Source organism: Pseudoalteromonas sp. Z9A5, from assembly GCF_011378875.1.
Classification (GTDB): Bacteria; Pseudomonadota; Gammaproteobacteria; order Enterobacterales; family Alteromonadaceae; genus Pseudoalteromonas.
The window spans coordinates 181,509-208,474 of the sequence record NZ_WTLC01000001.1 but is presented as its reverse complement, the minus strand read 5'-3'; the positions used below and the strand labels follow the sequence as shown (position 1 = coordinate 208,474).

The 26,966-nt window shown below is 37.8% G+C and carries 25 protein-coding genes; 17 read left to right on the top strand and 8 right to left on the bottom strand.

Features of this window, described 5'->3' with window-relative positions; translation table 11 throughout:
• The first annotated feature begins 229 nt into the window (after window positions 1–229).
• From rsmE to ruvX, 4 genes are all read left to right on the top strand, one after another.
• Window positions 230–964: a 16S rRNA (uracil(1498)-N(3))-methyltransferase gene (rsmE, locus tag GQR56_RS00940; RefSeq protein WP_166108856.1), complete on the top strand. Its 735-nt coding sequence runs from the start codon at window positions 230–232 to the stop codon at window positions 962–964.
• Window positions 965–1,018: 54 nt separating this feature from the next.
• Window positions 1,019–1,969: a glutathione synthase gene (gene gshB / locus GQR56_RS00935; RefSeq protein ID WP_024611800.1), complete on the top strand. Its 951-nt coding sequence runs from the start codon at window positions 1,019–1,021 to the stop codon at window positions 1,967–1,969.
• 155 nt (window positions 1,970–2,124) lie between these two features.
• On the top strand, window positions 2,125–2,682 hold the full coding sequence (locus tag GQR56_RS00930) for a YqgE/AlgH family protein (RefSeq protein WP_024611799.1): 558 nt from the start codon (window positions 2,125–2,127) through the stop codon (window positions 2,680–2,682).
• 26 nt (window positions 2,683–2,708) lie between these two features.
• The gene (ruvX, locus tag GQR56_RS00925; RefSeq protein WP_024611798.1) at window positions 2,709–3,158 is read left to right on the top strand and encodes a Holliday junction resolvase RuvX; all 450 of its coding nucleotides are present in this window, start codon (window positions 2,709–2,711) and stop codon (window positions 3,156–3,158) included.
• A 77-nt stretch (window positions 3,159–3,235) separates the two neighbouring features.
• Here the strand turns inward: ruvX and GQR56_RS00920 are convergent, their stop codons facing one another.
• Together GQR56_RS00920 and GQR56_RS00915 are read right to left on the bottom strand one after the other, a co-directional pair.
• Window positions 3,236–4,363 (bottom strand): PilT/PilU family type 4a pilus ATPase, encoded by a 1,128-nt coding sequence (locus tag GQR56_RS00920; protein ID WP_024611797.1) that lies wholly within the window; start codon window positions 4,361–4,363, stop codon window positions 3,236–3,238.
• Window positions 4,364–4,372: 9 nt separating this feature from the next.
• Window positions 4,373–5,413: a type IV pilus twitching motility protein PilT gene (locus tag GQR56_RS00915; protein WP_024611796.1), complete on the bottom strand. Its 1,041-nt coding sequence runs from the start codon at window positions 5,411–5,413 to the stop codon at window positions 4,373–4,375.
• Between the two features lie 2 nt (window positions 5,414–5,415).
• Here GQR56_RS00915 and GQR56_RS00910 point away from each other — a divergent pair, with 2 nt between their 5' ends.
• The 8 genes from GQR56_RS00910 (at window position 5,416) to GQR56_RS00875 (ending at window position 12,802) form a co-directional block, all read left to right on the top strand.
• Window positions 5,416–6,129, top strand: a complete 714-nt coding sequence (locus GQR56_RS00910; protein ID WP_166108855.1) for a YggS family pyridoxal phosphate-dependent enzyme — start codon at window positions 5,416–5,418, stop codon at window positions 6,127–6,129.
• Window positions 6,130–6,146: 17 nt separating this feature from the next.
• Window positions 6,147–6,968, top strand: coding sequence for a pyrroline-5-carboxylate reductase (gene proC, locus GQR56_RS00905; RefSeq protein ID WP_024611794.1), 822 nt, complete (start codon window positions 6,147–6,149; stop codon window positions 6,966–6,968).
• 27 nt (window positions 6,969–6,995) lie between these two features.
• Window positions 6,996–7,529, top strand: coding sequence for a YggT family protein (locus tag GQR56_RS00900; protein ID WP_166108854.1), 534 nt, complete (start codon window positions 6,996–6,998; stop codon window positions 7,527–7,529).
• 421 nt (window positions 7,530–7,950) lie between these two features.
• Window positions 7,951–8,394, top strand: a complete 444-nt coding sequence (locus GQR56_RS00895) for a DUF4426 domain-containing protein (RefSeq protein ID WP_166108853.1) — start codon at window positions 7,951–7,953, stop codon at window positions 8,392–8,394.
• Between the two features lie 4 nt (window positions 8,395–8,398).
• Window positions 8,399–8,998 (top strand): RdgB/HAM1 family non-canonical purine NTP pyrophosphatase, encoded by a 600-nt coding sequence (gene rdgB, locus GQR56_RS00890; protein ID WP_166108852.1) that lies wholly within the window; start codon window positions 8,399–8,401, stop codon window positions 8,996–8,998.
• A complete protein-coding gene (gene hemW, locus GQR56_RS00885; protein ID WP_166108851.1) occupies window positions 8,995–10,131 on the top strand; it encodes a radical SAM family heme chaperone HemW in 1,137 nt (378 codons plus the stop codon). Before rdgB ends, hemW begins: the two co-directional genes overlap by 4 nt.
• 79 nt (window positions 10,132–10,210) lie before the next feature.
• Window positions 10,211–12,046 (top strand): DUF885 domain-containing protein, encoded by a 1,836-nt coding sequence (locus tag GQR56_RS00880; protein WP_024611790.1) that lies wholly within the window; start codon window positions 10,211–10,213, stop codon window positions 12,044–12,046.
• Between the two features lie 87 nt (window positions 12,047–12,133).
• Window positions 12,134–12,802 carry a hypothetical protein gene (locus tag GQR56_RS00875; protein WP_166108850.1) on the top strand — a complete coding sequence of 223 codons (669 nt, stop codon included), beginning with the start codon at window positions 12,134–12,136 and terminating at the stop codon, window positions 12,800–12,802.
• A gap of 134 nt (window positions 12,803–12,936) precedes the next feature.
• On the opposite strand, the gene GQR56_RS00870 is transcribed toward GQR56_RS00875, so the two are convergent.
• Window positions 12,937–13,653: an SIMPL domain-containing protein gene (locus GQR56_RS00870; RefSeq protein ID WP_166108849.1), complete on the bottom strand. Its 717-nt coding sequence runs from the start codon at window positions 13,651–13,653 to the stop codon at window positions 12,937–12,939.
• A gap of 114 nt (window positions 13,654–13,767) precedes the next feature.
• Between GQR56_RS00870 and GQR56_RS00865 the strand changes: the two genes are divergently transcribed.
• Window positions 13,768–16,437: a bifunctional acetate--CoA ligase family protein/GNAT family N-acetyltransferase gene (locus GQR56_RS00865; protein WP_166108848.1), complete on the top strand. Its 2,670-nt coding sequence runs from the start codon at window positions 13,768–13,770 to the stop codon at window positions 16,435–16,437.
• Complete coding sequence (locus GQR56_RS00860) at window positions 16,437–17,405, top strand: ion transporter (RefSeq protein WP_166108847.1); 969 nt, start codon at window positions 16,437–16,439, stop codon at window positions 17,403–17,405. The genes GQR56_RS00865 and GQR56_RS00860 overlap by 1 nt, the downstream gene beginning before the upstream one ends.
• Window positions 17,406–17,459: 54 nt before the next feature.
• Here GQR56_RS00860 and GQR56_RS00855 read toward each other — a convergent pair whose 3' ends face one another.
• The 3 genes from GQR56_RS00855 to GQR56_RS00845 are packed head-to-tail and all read right to left on the bottom strand — an operon-like array spanning window position 17,460 to window position 22,625.
• Entirely contained in the window at window positions 17,460–21,968 is a 4,509-nt protein-coding gene (locus tag GQR56_RS00855) for an EAL domain-containing protein (protein WP_166108846.1), read from the bottom strand.
• Between the two features lie 25 nt (window positions 21,969–21,993).
• On the bottom strand, window positions 21,994–22,395 hold the full coding sequence (locus GQR56_RS00850) for a GNAT family N-acetyltransferase (protein ID WP_024611785.1): 402 nt from the start codon (window positions 22,393–22,395) through the stop codon (window positions 21,994–21,996).
• A gap of 26 nt (window positions 22,396–22,421) precedes the next feature.
• Window positions 22,422–22,625 carry a DUF3283 family protein gene (locus GQR56_RS00845; RefSeq protein WP_024611784.1) on the bottom strand — a complete coding sequence of 68 codons (204 nt, stop codon included), beginning with the start codon at window positions 22,623–22,625 and terminating at the stop codon, window positions 22,422–22,424.
• Between the two features lie 127 nt (window positions 22,626–22,752).
• Here GQR56_RS00845 and GQR56_RS00840 point away from each other — a divergent pair, with 127 nt between their 5' ends.
• Window positions 22,753–23,442: a transporter substrate-binding domain-containing protein gene (locus GQR56_RS00840; protein WP_024611783.1), complete on the top strand. Its 690-nt coding sequence runs from the start codon at window positions 22,753–22,755 to the stop codon at window positions 23,440–23,442.
• Here the strand turns inward: GQR56_RS00840 and GQR56_RS00835 are convergent.
• On the bottom strand, window positions 23,439–23,684 hold the full coding sequence (locus GQR56_RS00835) for a DUF1289 domain-containing protein (RefSeq protein ID WP_024611782.1): 246 nt from the start codon (window positions 23,682–23,684) through the stop codon (window positions 23,439–23,441). The genes GQR56_RS00840 and GQR56_RS00835 overlap by 4 nt on opposite strands.
• A 119-nt stretch (window positions 23,685–23,803) precedes the next feature.
• Window positions 23,804–24,937, bottom strand: a complete 1,134-nt coding sequence (locus tag GQR56_RS00830; RefSeq protein WP_029880503.1) for a 1-acyl-sn-glycerol-3-phosphate acyltransferase — start codon at window positions 24,935–24,937, stop codon at window positions 23,804–23,806.
• Window positions 24,938–25,453: 516 nt separating this feature from the next.
• Between GQR56_RS00830 and GQR56_RS00825 the strand changes: the two genes are divergently transcribed.
• Window positions 25,454–26,398: a D-2-hydroxyacid dehydrogenase gene (locus GQR56_RS00825; protein ID WP_024611780.1), complete on the top strand. Its 945-nt coding sequence runs from the start codon at window positions 25,454–25,456 to the stop codon at window positions 26,396–26,398.
• 185 nt (window positions 26,399–26,583) lie between these two features.
• Window positions 26,584–26,961 carry a DUF3192 domain-containing protein gene (locus tag GQR56_RS00820; protein ID WP_024611779.1) on the top strand — a complete coding sequence of 126 codons (378 nt, stop codon included), beginning with the start codon at window positions 26,584–26,586 and terminating at the stop codon, window positions 26,959–26,961.
• Window positions 26,962–26,966: the final 5 nt, after the last annotated feature.

The window sequence follows — 26,966 nt, the reverse complement described above, 5'->3', positions numbered from 1 at the left end:
AAGTTCTACAGTATTTTAAAAATTGCGTCCTCAATTAAACCTCCCTCGTTTTAACATATTTAATTTTTAAAAAATTAATCACCTCTAATAGCAATTAAATTTTTGGATTAGCCAAGCCCCTAGGAATGACATAAAAAATTTTTATAAAAATAAATAATTGCACCAACTCCCCTGCTTACTTACCATAGCGGTATATAACTTTTATTCGCTAACCAATAAGTGACACCACATGCGAGTTCCTCATATTTATCAGGCATCGAGTATTGCCTTAAATACTCCCGTTACATTAGATGACGACGCTGCAGGCCATATTGGTCGGGTATTACGTATGAAAGTAGGTGAAAACGTCTCTATTTTTAATGGTGAAGGTGGAGAATACCTTAGTGAAATTATTGAGGTAAGTAAGAAAAATGTTGTTGTAATGCCACAAGAATTAAATCCGCATGATGTTGAATCACCACTTAAAATTCATTTAGGGCAATGTGTTTCTCGTGGTGACAAAATGGATTTCACTATTCAAAAGTCGGTTGAATTAGGTATTACCGAAATCACACCTATTTTTAGTCAGCGCTGTGGCGTTAAACTAATGGGTGACCGCCTTGATAAAAAGCACCAACAATGGCAAAAAATTGCAATTGCTGCTGCAGAACAATCAGGTCGTAATTTTATTCCAATTATTCATCCACCAATAGATTTAAAGCAATGGCTTGCACAACAAACCGATGCAATTAAGCTAACGCTGCATCCTCGTGCAGAGCACAGTATTAAAACGATTACGGTTCCTAAGGATGGCGTACGCTTTTTAGTGGGGCCAGAAGGCGGCTTTACAGATGATGAAATGGCACAAACAAAACAACAAGAATTTGTAGATATTCGCTTAGGTCCGCGCGTTTTACGAACGGAAACGGCCGCTTTAACGGTCTTAAGTGCATTACAACTTCAATTTGGCGATTTAGCTAATTGAAATAACTAAAAGCACCCTCATATAAACATTAACATTTATAGTAAGGCACAGCGCATGGCAATTAAGTTAGGTATTATTTCAGATCCTATTAGTGGATTTAACATCAAAAAAGACACCGGTTTTGCAATGATGATGCAGGCGCAAGAGCGCGGCTACGAAATTTATTACATGGAGATGGATGACTTATCTCTTCGTAAAGGTAAATCGTATGCAACAGCAGCTAAGGCGCAAGTATTTAACAACGCAGAAAAATGGTACGAACTTGAAGAAAAATCTACCATTGCGCTTGCCGATCTAGATGTGATTTTAATGCGTAAAGACCCTCCTTTCGATACAGAGTACATTTACGCAACGTACATTTTAGAGCGCGCAGAACAAGAAGGTACGTTAATAATTAACAAGCCACAAAGTTTGCGTGATGCTAACGAGAAGCTGTTTACAGCTTGGTTTAGCGAGCATACCCCTGATACATTAGTAACACGTAGCCAAAAACAAATTCGTGAATTTTTAGCTGAGCATAAAGACATTATTTTAAAACCACTTGATGGCATGGGTGGCGCGTCTATTTTCAGGGTAACTGAAAACGACGCTAATATTGGCGTTATTTGCGAAACATTAACAGAGCACGGTAGCCGCTTTGCAATGGCACAAAATTATATTCCAGAGATCAAACAAGGCGACAAGCGCGTATTGGTTATTGATGGCGAAGTAATTCCGTACTGCCTAGCGCGTATTCCACAAAATGGCGAAACACGTGGTAACTTAGCTGTTGGTGGTAGAGGCGAAGCACGCCCGCTTAGCGAGTCAGATTTAAGAATTGCTCAAGCTGTTGCACCAACGCTTAAAGAAAAAGGCTTAATATTTGTTGGTTTAGATATTATTGGCGATAAGCTAACAGAAATTAATGTTACAGCGCCAACGTGTGTTCGCGAAATTGAAGCAGCATACGATATTTCTATAACAGGTATTTTGTTTGACGCAATTGAAAGAAAGCTAGATAAATAAGCATCTACCTATCGTTATTAAAAGCACTTTCGTGTCATAAATTTTAATACAGTTGTTAACTATTAATTTTTAAACCGTATGAAAGTGCTTTTTTAGTTTTAAAAACAAAGGTATGTGCCATACTCAAAGTTCATTAACTAAAAAGGGTGAAATCTATGCAGTCATTAGAAAATCATTTTTTAATCGCGATGCCGTCGATGCAAGACCCTCTTTTTAAACGTGCTGTTACCTATATTTGTGAGCACAATGAAGACGGGGCTATGGGCTTGGTTATTAACCAACCTATTAATGTAACAGTTGGCGAACTACTCGATAAAATAGAAATTGATAACGATAAATCCCAACAAGCAGCGCAGGTTGCTGTTTATGCTGGTGGTCCGGTTAAAACCGACCGAGGCTTTGTACTCCACTCTCCAAAACTCGGTTATACCTCAAGCCAAAAGCTCAGTAGTGAAATAATGATTACGACATCAAAAGATGTATTAGCGAGCCTAACTACGTCGCAAGCACCCGATCAATTTATTATTACTTTAGGCTATTCTGGCTGGGAGCAAGGTCAACTAGAGCAAGAACTGCTAGATAATAGCTGGTTGATCATTGAAGCAGATCCAAAGATCATTTTTGATACTCCCGTTGAAAAACGATGGGAAAAAGCAGTTTCAATGTTGGGCTTTGATATTAGCCAACTCAGCCCTGAAGCTGGTCACGCATAACAACTTAAAATTTAAACAAGATAAACATGACAAAAAGAACGCTTAAACCAAAAGGCGAACGAACTGTAATGGGTTTTGACTTTGGTACCAAAAGCATTGGTATTGCTATAGGACAAGAGCTTACTGGTAGTGCGTCTAGCCTTAAAGCCGTAAAAGCACAAGATGGCATACCTAACTGGGATGACATTGCAGTACAAGTAACCGAGTGGGAGCCCGACTTAATGGTTGTTGGTTTACCATTAAACATGGATGGCACCTCACAGGAGGTTACGTTCAAAGCTAAAAAGTTTGCCAACAGGTTGCATAACCATTACGCCATACCTGTAGAAACACAAGATGAACGCTTAACAACCGCTGATGCTAAAGCACGTTTATTTGAGCAAGGTGGTTACAAAAAGTTAGGTAAAGGAAACGTAGATAATATGTCTGCGGTTATTATTTTAGAAAGTTTTTTTGAATCTAGCTACGGTGAATAAGCCTGCTATATAAACAACTCGTTATATAAATAAAAAGCGCCGACATTGGCGCTTTTTTTATTCGATTTAAAAATTAATTACTCTTTTTCGCCCATTCCATCAACGGTAACGCCTTGTAAGAACCCTGCTCCTTGCTGCTCGTTGTTTCGCAGCTTGATCATTAAGCGTAGATCGTTAGGCGAGTCGGCATGATGCAACGCATCTGCGTAGTTAATTCGCTCTTGTCTATAAAGCTCAAACAATGCTTGGTCAAAGGTTTGCATACCCATTTCTTTCGACTTAGCCATTGCTGTTTTAATGCCACCAATATCGCCACTTTTAATGAGTTCTGCAATCATTGGTGAATTAAGTAATATTTCGATCGCAGCAACACGGCTTTCGCCATCAGAAGTTGGTACTAATTGCTGCGCCACGATAGCACGTAAATTAAGTGCTAAATCGTACTTGAGCTTATCGTGTTTTTCTTTTGGTACTAAATGCATAATACGGTCAATGGCTTGGTTTGCATTATTAGCATGCAGTGTAGCTACACATAAGTGACCTGTTTCAGCAAAGCTTAATGCGTACTCCATGGTTTCTTGTGAGCGTATTTCACCAATCAAAATTACATCGGGAGCTTGGCGTAATGAACTCTTCAGTGCTGATTCAAAGCTTTCAGTATCAAGCCCTACTTCTCGTTGAGTAATAATACTTTTACGATGCTCATGAACAAATTCAATCGGATCTTCAATCGTTAGTATGTGACCACGTTGATTACGGTTTCTGTAACCTATAAGTGCAGCTAACGAGGTAGACTTACCAGTACCTGTACCACCAACAAATAAAACTAATCCGCGCTTAGACATAATTACATCGGTAAGTGTAGAGGGCAGCCCTAATTCACTTACATCGGGTATTTGCGTCACAATTCGACGAATAACCATACCGGCTCTATCGCGTTGCCAAAAGGCTGAAATACGAAAGCGCCCTTCGTCTGTTGCAATAGCAAAGTTACATTCTTTTGTTTTATGAAACTCTGCTTTTTGCTTTTCGCTCATGGCTGATTCAACCATTTCAAGCGATTGTTCGTCTGTTAACTTTTCATCACTAAGCGCAATAAGCTCACCGTTTATTTTTGCGCTTACTGGTAGTTGGCTCGATACAAATAAATCAGAGCCTTTTTTGTCAATCATTACTAATAAAAAATCGTTTAAAGATAAAGCCATAATAATTCCTTAACCACCAAACTGTGTTTTATCTTGCGCTTTTTCTTTCGCAGCAGTATTAGTAATAACGCCACGATTTACTAAATTAGTTAAGCACTGATCCATTGTTTGCATACCTACAGAGGCACCTGTTTGAATAGATGAATACATTTGTGCAATTTTATCTTCACGTATCAAGTTACGAATGGCTGGAACTGCAATCATAATTTCGTGTGCGGCTACTCGACCACCACCCACTTTTTTAAGTAACGTTTGCGAAATTACTGCGCGCAAAGATTCAGATAACATTGAGCGCACCATTGATTTCTCTTCACCAGGGAACACATCGATAATACGGTCAATGGTTTTTGGTGCAGACGTTGTATGCAACGTACCAAATACTAAGTGACCCGTTTCTGCTGCTGTCATTGCAAGACGAATTGTTTCTAAATCTCGTAGCTCACCAACCAATATTACATCTGGATCTTCACGCAACGCACTACGAAGTGCATTTGAAAAACTATGTGTATCACGATGAACTTCACGTTGGTTAATTAAGCTTAATTTATTATCGTGAACAAACTCGATAGGATCTTCTATGGTTAAAATATGGTGATGTTTATTTTGATTTATATAATCAACCATAGCTGCAAGTGTTGTCGATTTACCAGAGCCGGTTGGTCCTGTCACTAACACGAGTCCACGTGGGGTGTCGGAGATTGTTTTAAAAATATCAGGAGCACCCAAATCGTCAAGCGTCAAAACTTCGCTTGGGATCGTACGAAACACTGCTGCGGGGCCACGATTTGAATTAAAAGCATTAACACGAAAACGTGCTAAGTTAGGTACTTCAAACGAAAAATCCACTTCAAGATTTTGTTCATAGTCCTTACGCTGATTATCGTTCATAATATCGTAAACCAGACTGTTTACGTCTTTGTCTTCTAATGCTGGTATATTAATGCGGCGAACATCACCATCTACACGTATCATAGGTGAAACACCTGACGATAAATGTAAATCGGATGCTTTGTGCTGCACACTAAATGCCAACAATTCGGTAATATCCATTTATGACTCCACAACTAACTGATAAATATATGGTTACAATAGCAGAACGACTTACATCCGCCTACGCTAGAATTGCAAATGCGGCAAAAAATGTACAACGTAATAGTAACGAAATTACTTTGCTGGCAGTGTCTAAAACAAAGCCAAGCGAAGATATTATTGCAGCCTATCAACATGGTCAACGCCAATTTGGTGAATCTTATGTTCAAGAGGCTGTAGATAAAATAGCTCAACTACACACATATAGCGACATCATTTGGCATTTCATTGGTCCTATTCAATCAAATAAAAGTGCATTAGTTGCCGAAAATTTTGATTGGGTGCAAAGTGTGGATCGTATAAAAATAGCAAAGCGATTAGACTCACAACGTCCTGATGATAAAAGCCCGCTTAATGTACTTATTCAAGTAAATATAAGTAATGAAGAGGCTAAATCGGGCTGCCACCCAGATGAAATCAGCCAATTAGCTGACTTTATTAATCAGTGTAAACATCTAACATTACGCGGATTAATGGCTATTCCAGCTAAAAGCGATGATCCCTTAGCTCAAACTCAATCTTTTGAGCAATTACAAACTTGCTTTGATAAACTAAAGACCCAATATCTTTATATAGATACTTTGTCGATGGGAATGAGTAACGATGTTGAAGCCGCGATTAGCGCAGGATCAACTATGGTTAGAATCGGCACAGACATTTTTGGAACACGAACTTAAAAGGTGATAACAGATTTATGTCAGATAAAAAAATCGCATTTATAGGCACAGGTAATATGAGCTACGCCATTATTGGTGGCATGGTAAAAAACGGTTTTAACGCAAGTAATATCATTGCGACTAACCGCAACCAAGAAAAGCTTGCAAAGGTAGCAGCCGACTTTAAGGTGCAAACCACCAGTGACAATAACGAAGCCCTTCGCGATGCTGACGTAATTGTTTTGTCTGTTAAGCCACAAATGATGGGCGATTTATGCAAATCGTTTCAAGAATCTGGCGTAGACTTTAGCGATAAACTATTTATTTCGGTTGCAGCTGGCTTAACCGTAAAACGTTTACGTGAAATGCTTGGTCAAGAAGTGAAAATGGTACGTTGTATGCCAAATACACCTTCGTTGCTTGGTCGTGGTGTATCTGGTTTATATGGTGCAGGCGAAACACAAAGCGAGCACGAATTTGTACAACAAGTTTTTGAATGCACCGGTATTGTTGTGTGGGTTGAACAAGAGTCGCAAATTAACGACATTATTGCCGTTACCGGTTCATCACCTGCTTACTTCTTCTTATTTATGGAAGCTATTGAAGAAAAAGCTAAAGCGCTGGGTTTTAACGATGAAGATGCGCGTCGCTTAGTACAACAAACAGCACTTGGCGCAGCTGAAATGGCACTTAGCCAACCAGATATTACTATCTCGCAGTTACGCTCAAACGTAACATCAAAAGGTGGTACTACTCATGCTGCTGTTGAGCACTTAAAAGATCAAGGCTTAACAAAAACCGTTGGTGATGCTATGGATGCGTGTATTGCCCGTGCAGAGCAAATGGAAAAAGAACTTTAAGCTTATTTTACTTTAAAGGTAAAACTTATGAATACCATACAGTTTTTGATCAGTACCCTATTTGATTTATTTTTAATGGTGGTATTACTGCGTTTTTGGTTACAGTGGGCAAAAGCCGACTTTTATAATCCAATGAGCCAGTTTGTGGTTAAAGCCACTTCGTTTGCAGTAAAGCCTCTGCGTAAAATCATTCCTGGATTTGGTGGGCTTGATTTAGCATCACTATTACTTGCGTTTATTGTTGCAGTAGCCAAAATAAGCACTTTAATGCTTGTGTTATATGGTGGATGGGCAATACAGCCTGTAATTATTCAAGCATTAATAACCGTGTTAAAAGAAGGTCTTAATTTAGTCTTTTGGGTACTTATTATTCGCGCTATTTTGAGCTGGGTTAGCCAAGGTTATAACCCCATTGAGGCAGTTTTCCACCAGCTTACTGAACCAATGCTACAGCCAATTCGTAAGGTATTACCATCAATGGGTGGCTTAGATTTATCAGTTTTAGTGCTTATTATTGGTATCCAAGCTTTGCAAATGCTGCTTATGGACTTTTTAGTTTAATATAGGTTTTTAGGGCGCGCTGATCTTGAGTGGTTAAATTTACAGCAGTGTGTTTGGTTTTTAGGCAAGGTAGAGCCTGTGTAGTGTGGTTACTCCCCATAAATAGGCGATAACGCAGCATAAGACCAAACATGCGCTGCCCAAAGGGTTCCTTCTAGGGGCGATTAACTCTTTGTTGCCTACATGGATGTAGGTAAGGGGCGTGAGCAGGACGCGGAAGCTTTGCTCGGTTTTTACTTATTCTTACATGGATGTAAGTCAGTAGAATAACGCAGGAGCAGTTATCGAGCCCACTAGGTTACAAACCTCGCGCCACGATTTAATCGCCCCTAGATTGAACAAATTTTAATCCACAAAGATTAACACGCCCTAATTAAAGAGGCCCAAGGGCCTCTTTTTTATATGTTTTAAGGAATACATAATGAACCGTTTAATTAAGTTTTGTTTTATTACTTGTTTAGCATTTGCGTTTAACGCGCAAAGTGAAGAAATGCAAGGAGCACAGTATAAAGAGCTTGGTCCTTGGCAAGTACATTACATCGCGTTTCCTTCTACCTTTATTCAGCCAAAAATAGCAAAAGCGTATAACCTTGAGCGAAGTGGATACAAAGGTATTGTAAATATTTCCATATTAAAAAATGATGCCGAAAACACAGCCCAAACAGCAAAGCTTACTGGCACAGCTAGAAACCTACTTGGCAACAAACAAACACTTACTTTTAAAGAAGTAAAAGAAGGTGATTCTATTTACTACCTTGCCCAAGTTGACTATACCAACGAAGAGATTTTACGCTTTGAGATTGAAATACAACAAAATAATCAATTTCAAAAATTACAGTTTCAGCAAAAATTTTATGTAGATTAATAATATGACTAAAACTTTAGTACTTGCTACAGGTAATCCTGGCAAAGTAAACGAGCTGGCTAATATGCTAAGCCCTCTTAATATTAATGTAGTTCCACAGAGTAATTTTAACGTAGGTGAAGTTGCTGAAACTGGCACTACCTTTGTTGAAAATGCCATAATTAAAGCGCGCCATGCGGCTAAAATTACTGGTATGCCCGCTATTGCCGACGATTCAGGTTTAGAAGTAGACGGCTTAAATGGCGCACCTGGTGTGTATTCTGCCCGTTTTGCAGGTGCTGACGCTAGCGATCAAGATAATATTGATAAATTACTCGTTGATTTAGGCGACAATCCTATTCGCAGTGCGCGCTTTTGGTGTGTACTGGTATTAATGCGCCACGCAGACGATCCTACTCCACTTATTTGCAGTGCAAGCTGGGAAGGCGAAATTACACTAACTCAAAATGGTAATGGTGGTTTTGGTTACGATCCGGTATTTTTTGTACCAGAACAAAATTGTACAAGTGCTGAGCTCACAAAAGAGCAAAAAAATGCAGTAAGCCATCGTGGTCAAGCACTGCAAAAATTATTGCTAGAGTTAAAGCAAAAAGGCGGCCTGTGAACCTTCCACCACTGAGCTTATATGTGCACGTGCCTTGGTGCGTGCAAAAATGCCCGTACTGCGATTTTAATAGCCACGGACAAAAAGGTGAAATACCTGAAGCCGAATATATTCAGCATTTAATTGATGATTTAAAAGCTGATTTGCACTTAGTGCAAGGGCGTAAAATTCATAGTATTTTTATTGGTGGAGGCACTCCTAGTCTATTAACTGGTGCAGCTTACACCCGCTTACTAAAAGAAGTCGACAGCCTAATTGGACTTGAAGAGCACTGTGAAGTTACCTTGGAAGCCAACCCTGGCACAGTAGAAACAGGTCGCTTTAAAGATTACGTAAAAGCAGGTATTAACCGTATTTCTATTGGCGTGCAAAGCATGCAAAACGACAAGCTAAAAGCACTTGGTCGGATTCATGGCAGCGACGAGGCTAATTATGCCGCGCAACAAGCTAAAGAAGCTGGTTTAAACAGCTTTAATCTTGATTTAATGCACGGTTTACCAGGGCAAACACTTGACGATGCATTGAGTGATTTAAAGCAGATCATTGCACTCGATCCTCCCCATATATCTTGGTATCAACTAACTATTGAACCCAACACTCAATTTGCTTCAAAGCCTCCTACCTTGCCACAAGACGAAACACTGTGGGACATTCAAGAGCAAGGGGTAGAGTTACTCGCTCAAGCAGGTTACATACAATACGAAATATCAGGCTATGCAAAAGCGGGCTATCAATGCCAACATAACTTGAATTATTGGCGTTTTGGCGATTATCTCGGTATTGGCTGCGGCGCACATGGTAAGGTTACTGATGCAAATACAGGGCTAATTACGCGTACCGAAAAGGTTAAACACCCACGCGGTTATATGGATTTAATTAAACCGTATATGTATAAAAGCTGGCATGTAGAGCAAGACGATTTAGCATTTGAATTTTTTATGAACCGCTTTCGCCTTGTTGAGCCTTGCCCTATTAATGATTTTAATAAACTAACAACACTGCCGCTACAAAGTCAGCAAAGCGCATTAAACCAAGCAATTAATAAAGGTTTATTGACTCAAACAGACAGCCATTGGCAGGTGAGCTTAAAAGGTCATCGTTTTTTAAATGACCTGCTAGAATTGTTTGTGTAGCGCAAAGGCACTGCACAACAATATAAAACTAATAAATATAAATCACCCTAATGGGTTTCTAACAACAAAAGGGAAAACAATGCGTAAACTTACTTTTATTGCAGCAGCAGTTGGCGTTGCACTTCTTGCTGGTTGCCAGCAAACAACACAACAAGCTACTTCAGCTCCTGTTGCACAAGCAGTTCAATCACAACAAAGTGAAATAGACAAAGCGAATGCATTTTTTGAAGATACATTTAACCGCGACGTAATGAGCAGCCCTGTATATCAAACATACATGGGAATTAAGCAAGATTACGATAAGTGGGACGATGGCAGCGAAGAAAGAAAGCTTAAAGATTTAGCACAAACAAAAGCTGACCTAGTTACACTAAAAGCAATTAATCGTGATTTATTAGATAACGCAACAAAAGTTAGTTACGACTTAAAAAAACAAGATCTTGAAAGCTCAATTGCTGACTTTAAATGGCGCTACCATAACTACCCTGTGAACCAAATGTTTGGTACGCATTCTATGATCCCTGCATTTTTAATTAACCAGCATCAAATTAGTAATGTAAAAGAAGCTAAAGACTACATTTCTCGTTTAAATGGTGTGACTGGTGTTATTGATCAGCTTATCGTTGATTTAACTGTACGTGCAGAAAAAGGCATCATTGCCCCTAAATTTGTGTTCCCACATGTTATTGATTCAAGCAAAAATATTATTCATGGTGCACCGTTTGAAAAAGGCGATGATTCTACATTGCTTGCTGACTTTAAACGTAAAGTAACGGCGCTTGAAATTAGCCAAGACGAAAAAGACTCGTTAATTAGCGATGCATCAGATGCATTAAAATCAGCTGTTAAACCATCTTACTCTAAACTAATTAATTACCTAGCACAGCTTGAAAAACGTGCTGATGATCGCGATGGCGCATGGAAATTACCTGATGGCGAAGCGTTTTATAACAACGCACTTAAGCGCACAACTACAACTGATTTAACCGCTAAAGAAATTCATGCAATTGGCCTATCTGAAGTGACACGTATTCATGATGAAATGCGTGAAATTAAAGATAAAGTTGGCTTTAAAGGCGACTTAAAAGCGTTTATGCAGTTTATGAAAACTGACAAGCAATTTTACTACCCTAATGATGCACAAGGTAAACAACGTTATCTTGATGAAGCCACTGGGCTTATTGATACAATGAAAACGCGTTTAGATGAGCTATTCATTGTTAAACCAAAAGCAGGTTTAAAAGTAAAAGCGGTTGAAGGATTCCGTGAAAAAGCGGCAGGTAAAGCATTTTACCAACAGCCAGCTCCAGATGGTTCACGCCCAGGTGTTTACTACGCTAACCTTTACGATATGGAAGCAATGCCAACGTACCAAATGGAAGCACTTGCCTACCACGAAGGTATTCCGGGACACCATATGCAAATAGCTATTTCACAAGAGCTAGAAGGTATTCCTAAGTTCCGTAAGTTTGGTGGCTACACTGCGTATATTGAAGGCTGGGGTTTATACTCAGAGTTCATTCCTAAAGAAATGGGCATGTACTCAGACCCTTACTCAGATTTTGGTCGCCTTTCAATGGAGCTATGGCGCGCATGTCGCTTAGTTGTTGATACGGGTATTCACGCAATGAAGTGGACTCGCCAAGAAGGTATTGATTACTACGTAAATAACACGCCTAATGCAACATCTGACGGTGTTAAAATGGTTGAGCGTCACATTGTAATGCCTTCACAAGCAACGGCTTATAAAGTGGGTATGCTTAAGATTTTAGAACTTCGTGAAGACGCTAAAAAGCAACTGGGTGATAAATTTGATATTCGCCAGTTCCACGACGTAGTACTTAAAAATGGTCCTGTGCCACTTAATGTACTAGAAAACTTTGTTAACGAATGGGTAGCAAGCAAAAAAGCTTAATATCATTTAAAGCAATTGTTTAAATTGAAAAGGTCGTATTTGCGACCTTTTTTGTTTTATAGTGATAAAAAATCTTTGAGAATAATAATGGATTTAAGCATACAGCTACTTAACGCACGCATTTCAAAGCATCAGTTAAATGAGCTCGATAACGACTTTAAAAAGCTAAGCCCTGCTCAGCAAACTTTGCAACTAAACCATTTATATGAAAGCGCTCAACGATTGAGTGTTAAGTATGATTTTATGCAAAACATTGCTACACGTATATTAAGTACTAATACAGCACCCGCACCATTTATTAATCAACTTACTAATATTGATGCGTTAAGTTTTTTTACCCCAGCGCTCAAAGTAAATAAAGGCTTTTTAGCACAAGATACCCAAGGAAATAACGTACTGCATAATGTGTTTAAACACGCTAATTATGCAAAGCTGCCATTTAACTATGTACGCTCTCTAATGCTATTTGAATCTAATGACGATTTACTAAAAGCGCTAGCTCAGCCAAATCAACAAGGATTAACGCCGGTTGCTAACTACATTGCTTACGCCGATAAACCTAACACACCAGTTAAGCATGAGTTTTCAGCGTTATTAGCACTTATGGAAATAGAGCAAAAACAAAACCCGAGTGCCAAGCAGCAATTCCCTAGCGCATTAAAAGGTCAAAAACTTAATGAGACCACTATTTTATTAAGTGCCGCTTATTTACAGCGTTCAACAGTGCAAGTCGTACATTTAATCAAAGCACTTTAACTTACAAATGTCTTCTAAAAAACATGCTGTTTATAAAGTGGCAAGCATACGTGGCAGTGCAGTTTTTCATGGTGGTTGATGTGCTTCAATATGAATATTTTCTGCCACTTTAGAGCTTAAATAATATTTTAGATTTAATCACTTAAGTAATATTCAACACTGGTTACCACTCTTACGTTTTTTATTTGTGGTGTGTTTGAATCTCTATTACCAATACTAAACTGACCTTGGCGGGCTGTTTTTATTTTTCCTAATTTAGAATTAGAATCTTTAGCAAATTTATTAGCTACCTCTCGCGCCTTTTCAGTTGCCTCTTGCACCATTGTCGGTTTTATATCGTTTAAGCCTGTAAATATGTATTCAATTTTTGTTTCGTAGCTATCTTGCACAACAGCAATATCTTGCTTAGCAAGGCTGCTAACTTTACCAAGTGCATTTTGAACTTTATCAGGTGCATTTGAATATACGGTTATATTTGAGCGGACAATGTACCGAAACTTCTGGTTTTCGTTGTTATATTCACGTGCTTGTTTATCAATAATTGATTGGCTGCCCAAGGTTATTTCATTGTCGTCAAAACCATGTAATTTTAAAAAAGCGATTACAGCATCATTTTTTCTTTCAACTCTGCTTACCAGCTTTTCAAGGTTATTATCGGCATCACTAAACTGCAGTGGCCAAATAACTGTATCGGCGATGACTTCGCGCTCAGCTAATCCCTTTACTTGCACCGTACGTTCCATACTTTTTACATTAAGGGCCGTGCTTTTTAAAATAAATCCGAAACTAATTAAGCCTATACTTAAACAGACAGCAGCAATTACTATATAAAAATCGGGTGCTTTATTCACATTATTCTCCTTGATTGACATCAATAATAAGCAATTGTCCGCTCGAAATAACACGACAAACAGGGTACATTGAGACTATAAATAACGCAAAATTTAATCAGCCAAGGAAAATCCATGAGCTTAAAGCGCATTACCCAGTTTTTTAACCCAAGCTCAGTGGCAGTTATTGGTGCCTCTAACGTATCTACTCGTGCTGGTTTTGTTGTTATGCGTAACCTTTTACAAGGTGGCTTTAAAGGCCCAATAATGCCTGTAACACCTAGTTATACAGCAGTTCACGGTGTACTCGCATATTCTTGTATTGCCGATTTACCTAAAGTCCCCGACCTTGCTGTTATTTGCACAAACAAAAACACCTTAACCGACATAATTCAGCAGCTTGGTGAGCTGGGTTGTAAAAGCGCAATAGTTATTGCTGACGGACTTTCTGGGGATCAAAAAAGTGCGCTTAAAGCATGCGCTCAAGCCCATCAAGTTACTTTACTAGGACCAAACTGTTTAGGGTTACTGATTCCGCATATTGGTTTAAATGCGAGTTTTTCGCACACAGTAGCAAGCCCCGGTAAAATTGCATTTGTATCTCAATCTGCTGCGGTATGTTCTACCATTTTAGACTGGGCTAAAAACAAAGAAATTGGTTTTTCGTATTTTGTCTCGGTTGGTGATTGCCTTGATATAAACTTTAATGAGTTACTTGATTTTTTAGGGCGTGACGTTAAAACCAAAGCTATTTTGCTCTACATAGATAACATTGAAGATATACGCGGTTTTATTTCAGCTGCCCGTGCAGCGGCTTTTAGCAAACCTGTTATTGCTATAAAAACAGGAAAAACCAGTGCAGGCGCCCTCGCTGCAGAAATTCATACAGGCGGAAAGCAAAGCTCTGATGCAGTTTACGATGCACTTTTTCAGCGTGCTGGTATGCTACGCGTAAATGATTTACGTGAACTTTTTGCAGCTACACAAACACTTGCAATGCACCCGAAGTTACTTAAGGTTGAGCAGTTAACCATTTTAACAAATGGCGGCGGACCTGGTGTTATGGCTGTTGACGAACTTATTCAAAGTTCAGGTAAGTTAGCCGAGTTGAGCGTTGAAACTCGCAATGCGCTTAATAAAGTGATTCCGCAATCAGAAACCACTTCAAACCCTGTAGATATTTTTGGCGACTCCGCTCCGGCTCGTTACAAGCAGGCACTGGAGATTTTATTACATGCTAAAGAAGTTAAAAATTTACTTATAATTCATACTCCATCAGCGCTAGCACCTAGTGAAGATTATGCAGATATTATTGTGCAAACACTTAAAACGCTTCCTAAAATGGCCCGTCCTTATGTAATTACTAACTTTATGGGCGAAGATGCTTCATACGCAGCAAGAAAAGTGTGCTCTAACAATGCAATACCCACCTATCGTACGCCAGAGGGTGCTGTTGGTGCATTTATGCATTTAGTAACTTATCGCCGTAACCAAAAGCATTTAACACAAACACCTGAGTCTAATACCGATGACGCTAAAATAAATAAAGAGGCTGCTAAAGCCCTTATTAATGAGTTTTTAGATGATCAACACAGCTATCTACCTACCCATCAAGCGAGCCAAATATTAAATCATTATGGTATTAAGTGTATTAAAACCGAAGTTGCTTACACCCCAACAGAAGCTAAAGAGCAAGCAATAGAACTCGGGTTTCCTGTTGCATTAAAACTGATTAGTCCAAGTATTGCCTCTAAATCTGAGGTTGGTGGAGTCGTGCTTAATTTAAATGATGCGCAAGAAGTAGAACAAACTGCATTTGCAATGCTCATTCGGATCAAAAACACGTACCCTGATGCAACCATTGAAGGTTTTTCATTACAAAAAATGGCTCCTCGCGCCGGCGCTAATGAATTAAGAATAGCGATTAAAACAGAGCCAAATTTTGGTCCTGTTATTTTATTGGGTGAAGCAGGTACAGGGTTAGAATATGCACAAGCAGCGGTTGCCTTACCACCACTAAACATGAATTTAGCAAAGTATTTAATTGCCGCAGCACACGATAAAGGCGTGTTAAAAGAGCGCATATTACCTGAAAAGGTCGATAAGTATCGTTTATGCGCATTACTAACTCGCATTTCGCAGTTAGTGATTGATCAACCCGATATCAGCTCAATGGAGCTTAACCCTATACTTGCCAGTAACGGGCAGTTTTTAGTACTTGATGCGACCATGACACTTAATCGCTATCAAACCCAAAGCAATCGTAAGCGCTTATCTATTCGCCCCTACCCTATTGAGCTCGTAGAAATAGTAACGCTTAAAAACAACACTCAGGCTACGCTCAGACCAATAAAACCAGAAGACGAGCAAGCACACCAAGCATTTGATCAATCTCTTAATAAAGAAGACAGGTACAAACGATTTTTTGGTGAATTGCCACAGTTTAACCACGATCAACTCGCTAAAATGACGCAAATTGATTACGACCGTGAAATGGCGTTTATTGTATGCCAACGCTTTGAAGGTAAAACACGTACATTAGGTGTATCAAGAGTGATTATGGATCCCGATAACTTACATGCTGAATTTGCTATTGTTGTACGCTCAGACTGCCAAGGTTTAGGTTTGGGTAGAATACTAATGAGTGCAGCAATTAATCACTGTAAACGCCAAGGTGTTGAGTCGGTTGAAGGTATTACATTGCCAGAAAATACCGGCATGATTGAGCTTGCACGTAAACTCGGCTTTAAAATAAGCCGTGATTTTGAAGAAGGCAGCATTAATATGGTGCTTTTACTTAAATAATGACAAACAAACCAACCTCAAGACAAAAAGTAGCGAGTCTGTTTGAAGGCACAGGCGGCTATCATCGCGCTGGGCACCTACTTGATATTGCGCTGATTGCTTTAATTATGATTAATGTAGTCGCTATTATCATTGAATCAATCCCAAGTGTTGCACAGCAATACTACGACGCATTTTTAATCTTAGAAATTGTCTCGGTGGCTATTTTTGGAGTTGAATATGTAGCAAGAGTTTGGTCGTGTGTTGATAAACCCAAATATGCTGCAATTGAAGGTTCTAACGTAAAGCGCCGACTCAAGTATCTTTTTTCCCCATTGGCAGTAATAGATTTAATAGCTATATTGCCTAGCTTATTAATGTTTATAGTACCACTAGACCTGCGTTTTTTACGTGTACTAAGGCTTTTAAGAGTATTTAAACTTACGCGTTATTCACGTGCTATGCAGCTACTTCTACAAGCTTTTTTAAGTGAAGGAAGCTCCCTCTTTGCCGCCTTTTTTATTATGGCAGTTGTTCTTATTTTAGCGTCTTGTGGCATTTATTTAATTGAGCACGACGTACAACCAGATAAATTTGGGTCTATTCCTGCCGCCATGTGGTGGGCAATGGCAACATTAACCACGGTTGGCTATGGTGACGTAGTGCCAATAACACCACTTGGTAAGTTGTTTGGAGGAGTAATAACGCTGCTTAGTATGGGGATGATAGCAATACCAACCGGTTTATTAGCATCAAGTTTTTCAGAGCAAGTACGCAAACGTCGCCAAGCTTTTGAAGACGCTGTACACGAACAGATTCATGGTGGCACACTTAACGATGGCTCGCTTAATGATGAACAGCGCGGTCACTTAGATGAGTTACGTTGTAAATTAGGTCTAAATAAATTAGAAGCTAACAAAGCAATTAAAACTCAACTAAATGAGCACAATAGCAAATTATTTTGCCGAAATTGCGGAAAACGCCCCTAGAATGAACCCAAAGGGCAGCGTATCTTTAACTTTAAAAGACGAGCAGACCTTAGGTTAACTTTTATTGAATATGTCATCCCAGTTACGTGTAATCAGTGCTGGTACATCTTCACTTGAAACTGGCCGACTAAATAGATACCCCTGAAAATGCTTACAACCAAGCGCCTTTAAAAAGGTAAGTTGATGTGAGCTTTCAACCCCTTCAGCTACACACTCTTTTCCTAAACTATGAGCCAATGCTAATGTTGAGCGAATAATGGCTTCATCATCAGAATCAACGCCTATATCTTGCACAAAGCTGCGGTCGATTTTAAGCACATCAATAGGGAAGCGTTTTAAGTAAGTGAGTGAGGCATAGCCGGTACCAAAGTCATCCATATATAATCTACAACCAAGCTTTTTAAGCATTTCCATACTCTGTAAAGCGTGCTTTGAGTCACGAATTAGTATTGATTCTGTAATTTCAAATACAATAGCTTCTGATGGAACTCCTGCAAAGCCTAATGCTCGTTTTATCTCTGGCACTAACTCTTCAAATTCGAAATCTAATGCAGATAAATTTATAGATAAATACAACTCAGGCGACACTTTACGCCATTCTTTTAGCTCATCTAACGCACGGGCGAGCGTTTGTAACATTATTTTTGTAATCAAACCAATACTCTCAGCCGCTAAAGAAAACTCCTGAGTTTGTACTAATTTGTTCTCAGGCCAACGCAGTAACACTTCAAACCCCTCGGTTTTATAAGTTTGCGCATTTATAATCGGCTGGTAGTTATTACAAAATTCATGCTCTTGATATGCCTTAGTTAGCTGTGACTCTAAGTGAAGCGCTCTTTGTACATGTTGATTCATTTCTTGTTTATAAAACTGATAACTGCCCTCAAGTGAATCTTTAGCATGATAAAGCGCAATATTCGCAGCTTTTAATAGTGTTCCACTTTGCAATGCATCATCAGGTGAAATAGCCACACCAATGCTTAAATTAATATTTACAACTTGCCCGCTAATACTGATATTTTGGTTTACACAATCCATAAGTTTTGCACAAATCAATAATACTTCTTCAATTTGGTGAATATCCTCTACAAGTACAACAAACTCATCACCACCAAAGCGTGCAACACTATCTGATGGGCGCAAAGTAAGCTTTAGTCGTTTGGCTACTTTTTTAATTAATTCATCAGCAGCCTCATGCCCTAATGAATCGTTAAAGTATTTAAAGCGTTTAATATTTATGTGTAATAACGCTACCTTGCATTGATGATGTTTGGCTTGCTCTAATGCGTGCTCAACACGGTCATTAAATAATGTACGATTAGGTAAGCCTGTTAATACGTCGTAGTTGGCAAGTAAATGAAGTTCATTTTCAGCTAATTTTTGCGCACTGATATCTGTTAAAATAATTACATAGCTATTTAAGCTTTGGTTGTTATCGGCTACAGCACTTATTTTCACTAATACATGACGCGACTCTCCACTAGCAAGAATAACCGTATCCTCACAAGAAAAGTGCTCCTCAACCGATAACTTTTTCATAATACGTAAATAATCAAACCGATGGCTGCGCGAAATACCTAAATTTAAGGAGCGGCTAGATAATGACTCAGCCGAAAAATTGAACGCCGTTTGTAGGGATTTATTTGAAGCTCGAATATTTAAATTTTTATCGAGTATAAACACCCAATCTCGAGTTTGTTCAAATGCTGCCGTAAATAATAACGCATGCTCTTCAAACACCATTTCACGGGTCATATTAGTATAAGTACCAGCTACTTTTTGCGGTGTTTTGTCGTCCCATTCAACTACTTTGCCAAAGTCTTTATACCAGCGCCAATAACCTTTAGCGTGGCGTAAGCGGTAGGTACAATTAAAATACCCTTTCTCGGTAGATAAAAACTCCAACCATTCTAAACGGAATAACTGCTTATCTTGAGGGTGAATTTTAGCTAAATATTCATCAAGGCTAACGGTTTCATTGCTATATCCCAATTCGCTGTATAAACGAGGCTGATAAATATTTGGGTTAGTCGATTTCCAATCCCAAACTCCAGATTCACTGCCCTCAAGCGCTATTTTTAAACGCGCCTCACTCTCTTTACTTTCTTTATTTGCAGCTAACAAAATACGTTGAATTTTATTACGACGCATTACCCACATAGCTATTAAGGCAATAAATAGCACACCATATAAAACAATAAAATATGGAGCACGCCACAGAGGGTATTTTACTTTTATTTTTAAAATAGCTGGTGAAGTGTATTCACCGGTAAGTGGATCTTTCGCCCAGACTTTTAATTGATAGTTACCTGGGTTTAATTTAGGAAACAATACTCGGTTGTTATTGCGCGTATACGTTTTTTGACCATTATCTAATTGATACTCATAAATAATACGTTCTTGATTACTAAAAGCCATTGCTGAGAATGCAACTTCAAGCCCTATATCATCATGATTTAGCACAACTTTATTTAGTGGCTGTTTTAAATTGGGAGATAAATCTCGTGACATCAAATCAACTCGCGTAATATTTACATGATCGATAAGCGACTGATGATTTTTGTTTTCCATTGGGTGAAAATAAGTAAAACCTTTAATACCACCATAAGCAATACGACCATCTTTAAGTTGTGCCATGGCATTACTATTAAATTCAGCCGAAAGTAGCCCTTCAGAGGTTGTGAATTGTTGAAAATGAAGCGTTCCTGGATTTAATCGCCAAATACCTTTATGGCTACTCATCCAGATCATACCGTCATCATCAAGCACCATATCGTAGAGCAAAGTACCGAGTTTATTTTTTTCTAGATCAATTGTATGTACTAATTGATAAGTCGTTGCATCTAGCCCTATCAAACCAAAATTAGAAAGTGAGATCCATAAAATATTATTGTTATCTATCACATACGACAGTACGTTAATAGCAACGTTTTCATGTTGCCTAGGTACTTTATAAATCATTTTTAACGCTAAATTTTTTGGATTTACTTGATACAAAATACCCGCATTAAAAAATAATGGAGAGTCGGGTTTATTAGACAAAGCAGGTAAAAATCCGTGGGCTAAAAAAGGTTCAAACTGCGCCATTTCGCCAGCCAATCGGGACACTATTTGCGTATTTACATTATAAACAAACACGCCATGATCAGAGTGAACATAATATAAGTCGCCATTTGGCATTAAGGTAACGCCATGTACCCAACCGGTTATTTGTTCTTGGTTAGCCGGATTTTTTGTTTTAGGTTCGCTGATCTGATGTGTAATGGGATCAAAAATAAACAACCCGCGATTACTATAAAGCCAAAGCTTATCTTTATAAGGCATTATTTCATATACGGTAAATTCAGTGGTGAGTAAATCTACTTTGTAATCTTTTAAATAAGGAGTCCCTGTATTTGCTTTTAAATCAACTTCAGTTAAACCGTTATGCGTTGCTAGCCATATCTTATCTTTGTACTCTGTAATTCCCCAAATCGAGTGATGTGACAGCCCTTCTCCACCGAGTTTACTACCATCAACATTATTAAAATGGTAATTATCATTTGATAAATAAAAAGCGCCATCGGTTTTAGTAGCAACCCATGTACCACCAGACTTATCTTTAGCCATGTCTATAATACTCGTGTCGGCGAGGGTATATTTACTCTGCGTAATGCGCGTATTTTTAATTATTTCACCGCTGTTTAAATTAAACTTAAACAACCCTTTATCTGTCGCTAAATCAATTTTTCCGTGTTCGTTAACTATTTCCCAAATATTTAAATCCGCTAACAATGCTTTATTTTTAAATACTAAATCTAATCGCTCAAACATACCCGATAGATCACTGATATCTACCTGATACAAGCCTTTAACAGTGCCGACTAATAGTTGATTATTTTCAGCTAACGCAAACGACTTCACATTATTTTGATAAATATGATCAGCTTCTCCCTTTAAGTGCTGTAAAGGTCGTATTTGCTCTGTGGCAATATCAAATACATAGGCTCCATGGCTAGTGCCGATAAATATATAACCGTTGTAATGAAATAGCTTTCTAACAAGAGTACTTTTATATTCACTAGGGAGTTCAAAAATAGACGTGATTTCGCCACTTTCTATATCAAGCTTAGCAAAGTCTCGACCTCGACCAATCCATAATGTTTTTTTATCAACGGTAAGCATACTAAAAACAGATTGATTCATTATCTGTTTTTCGCTGGTAGGTTTTTTTAAAAATTGTTTATATGAATCAGTTACCGGATCGTACCTAAATAATCCAGCAAGTAGAGATGCAATCCAAATACGACCTTCGGTATCTTGGTAAATACGGTCAATAATAGCTTCTTCTAACTCGCCATTAGGACCATTAATAGAGAGCACCTGATAGCCATCATATCGATTTAGCCCTGCTTCGGTAGAGAGCCATAAGTAACCGTTATTATCAATTAGCATGGTGTTGACGTAGCTTTGTGACAAACCTTCGCTTGGAGATAAACGCTTAACCTGCGCGCTTAGTTGGCAGCTTACAATCGCCATAAAAACGATAAAGTAACTTACAATCCGGTTAACGCCTCTGCTCATGCTTATTCCACATTATTATTTATTGTTATGGGTATTTTAGGGCGACAATATTACGGTGTTTATAAATATCAAAAAGTGATTGTAAAGCAAAAGTATATGTTAACACTTGGTTAAAACCAAGAGCACTATATAAATCAACTACGTTTTTGTAAGCAAAGGTATAAACTACTTTTTTTTGGCTTTTTAAAAGTGTTGAGATTAGTAACGTAGCTAGCCCTTTTGATCGATGTTTGGGAGCCACAAAAACAGTAGATAAAAATAGAAAATCAGTTTTATTTTGCAGCCTACATGCTGCAATAATTTCTTTATCAGCATAAACAACCCACAGTTGATCTTGCTTATTAGCACGCCCTTTTGCGTTATGTTGCTTATAAAACTTATTTACGAGTGGGGTTTTAATTTCATTTATGCATTCAATCACATACATAGTTGTACCAATTCGCCTAATTAGTACTAATTTAGCATCATAACCAAATACTGTTCAAATTGTTGCTTCAAAAACATTTGATCTGCAATCGGGCGGTTATGGATCGTGTTGTACACTTGTTCACGCGTTTTTTTATTTCGCTTAATTTGATACGCCCAAAATGACGCTTCATAATCAAGCTGAATTTGATACTTTTCCTCACGTGGCAATAGACACAGATTAAAACTCACGGTATTTCCTCATTAATTTATAAATAGATATTCAAACAAGCCACCACTGTGCAACTGTGCAACTGGTAACCAACTTGCTATTATACACTTCTTATTTTATTGATTTTTTCTGTAATTGGAAGTGATAGTGCATAGACGTTTTAATACTTTGTTATTATTGGTTAATTTATTCTTTAGCGCATCATGTTTGAGCCATCAATATAACCTTACTTTTAACCGCCCTGAAAGCACACCTCAATCTGATTACGTCGTTGAGTTATTAAAACTCGCTTATGCTGATATTGGTTATAAAATACACTTTGTAGATTTTGATCGCCGAAACGCATTATTAGCGGCTAATAACGGAGTATTAGATGGACAGTTAGGTCGAGATATTAGTGTAGAAAATCGTAGTAATTTAATTCGAGTTAACTACGAACTCCTTAAATTTAATTTAGTAGCTTATAAAAATTGCCAACCAAATACATTTGATCAGCTCGATAATGTTGCGATTTTAGATGGTTACACAGTACAAGAGCGCTACTTATCTAGCTCGCAGTTTCCAGGTAATGTGGTTCGAGTTAAAAATTTAAATACACAGTTAAACTTATTTACTCAACATAAGGTACAGGGAATTCTATTATTTAATTCTTCTTTGCCTAAAAAAACAATAGCAGATACCTGTTTTATAAAAGAAATATTAATAACTTATCCAATATATCATTACCTACATAAAAGAAATGAAAACTTAGTTGAAAAACTACAACACGCATTAATTAAGCTAAACAGCGACGGAACAGTATACGCATTAAGAGCAAAGTATAATTTAAGCTTTTAAAAATCAAAACCTTGCTGCTCTATTGTGTTATCTAATCCACTGCCTTGCTGCTTTTTTTGCAAATAACGTTTATAACGTTGCTGACACAAACTTAATACTTTCTTTTTTTGTACGTTAGTTAACGAATTCCATAAAAAACGCTCATCACGACTGCGATAACACCCTTTACAATAACCTCGATTATTAACCAGACAAATACTTTTACAAGGACTTGGAATATCAAATATTTCAATTTGTTGCATCGCATTTACACCAATTAATTAGAGGTACTTAGTATAGCGTTATTTTTGAACAAAAAAAAAGCAGCAATTAATTGCTGCTTTTCGGTGTTATTTTTAAATTAATCTAAGAGGCTAAAAGCTTAATGCTCACAACCTTTAGTTTTAATCTCTGTTTTACGATGAAACGGTTTGGCGTACATGGCAAGTACCAATGGCTTTAACTCATCTGGTACGCACGCTATACGCTGCTCAAACGTAGCTGTATCTGGCGAATCAATTACTTGTTCTTTACAGCCACCAGCAATGTAATTACCAGGATGTAAGTAAAACGAATCCACAATTTGCTTATCTATCGTTTTTGCAAGTTCTTCAGCACTATCGCAACCCGACTCAATTGGTTTTCCAAATGATAAATGCACGTGTCCTTTCGCTGCGCTAAAGCCCTCAACAATACTGGCAATATCTTCACCTGCCGACTTAATATACTCACCATGCTGTTGTTTATGATAAAGCTCTTTTGCTTTAGCTATCGCACACGGCTCGTACTGATACGATATAGAAACAGGAACTATTTTTAATTCTTTTACATAATCACTAAATTCTTTCTTTTGCTTACGTCCATTCAATTGCAGCATTTTTAAAAGTGCGGGATCGGTTTGATCAAAACCATCTTTTGCACGGCCTTCTTTTTGCGCAATCCAAATAGAATTACCACTCATTAAAGAGTCATAAATATAGGACGAAAGCTGAGTAAGTGCTCTTAACATTTCTTTAGGAGCTTTAGCTGAGCGTTTAACAATAAAACTTTTATTTAAACGCATGAGCTCAGTAATATAAGGTATTTGCAATAAGTTATCGCCAATAGCAATACGTACGGTTTTCATTTTATGCTGAAATAAACCCCAATTAACTAATGCCGGATCGAGCACAATATCGCGATGGTTAGATACAAATAAGTAAGCCTGATCTGAGTCCAGTTTATCGAGCCCCGAAAATGTTACTTTTGAAGTGGTACGCTTTACTAATTTATCTAAGTATTGCGCAACTTCGTTTTGTACATCCTCAACCGTGGTCACTTTACCCCATTTTTTACGTAATTGGCTTCTTACCAATGGACGAGCTATAAATGGCACAGACGATAAAAAGCGCGGTAAGTTATACTTTGCTATTACATCAATAAACGCATTATCGTTCATTAAACGCGAAAGCGAATCCTTAACTTCATCATCGTTATAAGGTCTTATGTCAGCGTACTTGTCTTCTAATTCACTCATTACTACATCTATAATGTTAAAAAACGGCACGCCAAGGCGCACCGTTTATGTCTATGTTCGATTATAACTCAGCCAATCTAAAATGCGAAATTACCTATAAAATGCTTCTATCTTTGACGCACTATTATCATAACTGTAAATTACTTTGTTATTTCTAAAGATCGCTAATCTGCGATAAAGCGGCAAGTTATATATTTATATTCAATTTCTATCTAAGTTACGACCACAAAATTAAGCATTAGTGCCAAAAGTTATGCGCTTAATCATCTTAGATAGCTAATCAAAATAGCATATTATTAGGGGGTTAGTGGGCTGACCACGTTGATATTCTTCACTTATAACAAACATAAGCATCGACTAGTCATTTGGTAGTATTAGCATTAACAAAAGCTAATTTTCGTAGTACCTTAAGCATCAATTCAAATTATCTGTACTTACTTTTTATATATCTTCATTATTTACAGGTATCTGCCTTTATTTTTTAATTAGATTTAATCTATATAATTAGGACACATCATGAAAATTACCGTTCTCGATAACGCGACTTTAGCTAAAACATCACTTACCGGTATAGAGCAATTAGGTGAGCTAACGACTTATGAGCTCACTAGTCCGGAGCAAGTACTTGAGCATAGCCAAGGCGCTGATGTTTTAATTACCAATAAAGCGGTTCTAAATCGCGATACAATTAGTCAATTAAAGCAACTAAAGCTTATTTGCGTAAGTGCAACAGGTACTAATAATGTTGACTTAGAAGCAGCTAAAGAATTTGGTATAGCAGTAACTAATGTTGCTGGTTACTCAACACCTTCGGTTGTACAACATACATTTTCATTAATCACTAACCTTTTAGGTAATACACACCGTTATCAAGCTGATTGCCAGCAAGGTGCATGGCAAAAAAGTGAAATGTTTTGCATACTCGATTACAGCTTTAATGATTTACAAGGTAAAGTATTTGCAATTATTGGCGGTGGAACATTAGGTCAAGGTGTAGCTAAAGTGGCTGAAGCTTTTGGGGCTAAAGTTATTATTGCTGAACGAAAAAATGTTGCATGTCGCGATGGTCGTACCCCATTTGAAGAAGTTATTAAAACTGCAGATATAATTAGCGTACATTGCCCACTTACCGATGAAACCCGTGATTTAATTGCTATTAACGAACTTAAAATGATGAAACCAAGCAGTATTATCATTAATACAGCACGTGGCGGTATTATTAACGAAGCAGACTTAGCTACAGCCCTTGAACAAAATTTAATTGCCGGTGCAGGTGTAGATGTATTAACTAAAGAGCCAGCTGAGCTGTCAAACCCGCTTGCTAATTATAAAGGTGATAATCTATTACTTACACCACATATTGCATGGGCAAGCACGGAGTCAATTGTGCGATTAATTAATGAAGTAAGCTTAAATATTGCCGCATTTAATAAAGACGAATCACGCAACCGCTTGGTGTAGTGATTTTATTGTAGTAATCAAATAAGCTAAAAAATGGCTGTTTTTACTAATACATTTAATATTTTATTAGATAAAAACAGCTTAAATCACTTAACAAACTGATTAATAACAACTTATAAATATGGTCTACTCTTTGCTTTAATACAGCTAATAACCAATTAAAAATCTTATTAAGGTAAAAAAAAATGAAAAAATCACTTTTAGCAGCCGCTTTAATCGCTCCATTTTTAACAGGCTGTGTTATTGCCGTATCAGATGGTGAAGCTGAAACACATTGGGCTGGTAAAAACTCATCTAGCTGGCAAAGTAAGTATAAAAATAATCGTGAAGTAATTGCTGAATTAAAAATGGATAGCAGTTATCAGTCAGTATTAACAACACTAGAAACACCTAGTTTTACTGAGTTATTAAAAAAAGATAACGATGTATATCAGGTATTATTTTACCCAACACATAGCGTTCATTCAGATGGTAAAATGACTAAAGATGAGTGCACAGCACTGGTATTCAAAAACGATAAACTAGTGGGTATTGGCGACACCGCACTGGATATGATCAAATAGAATAT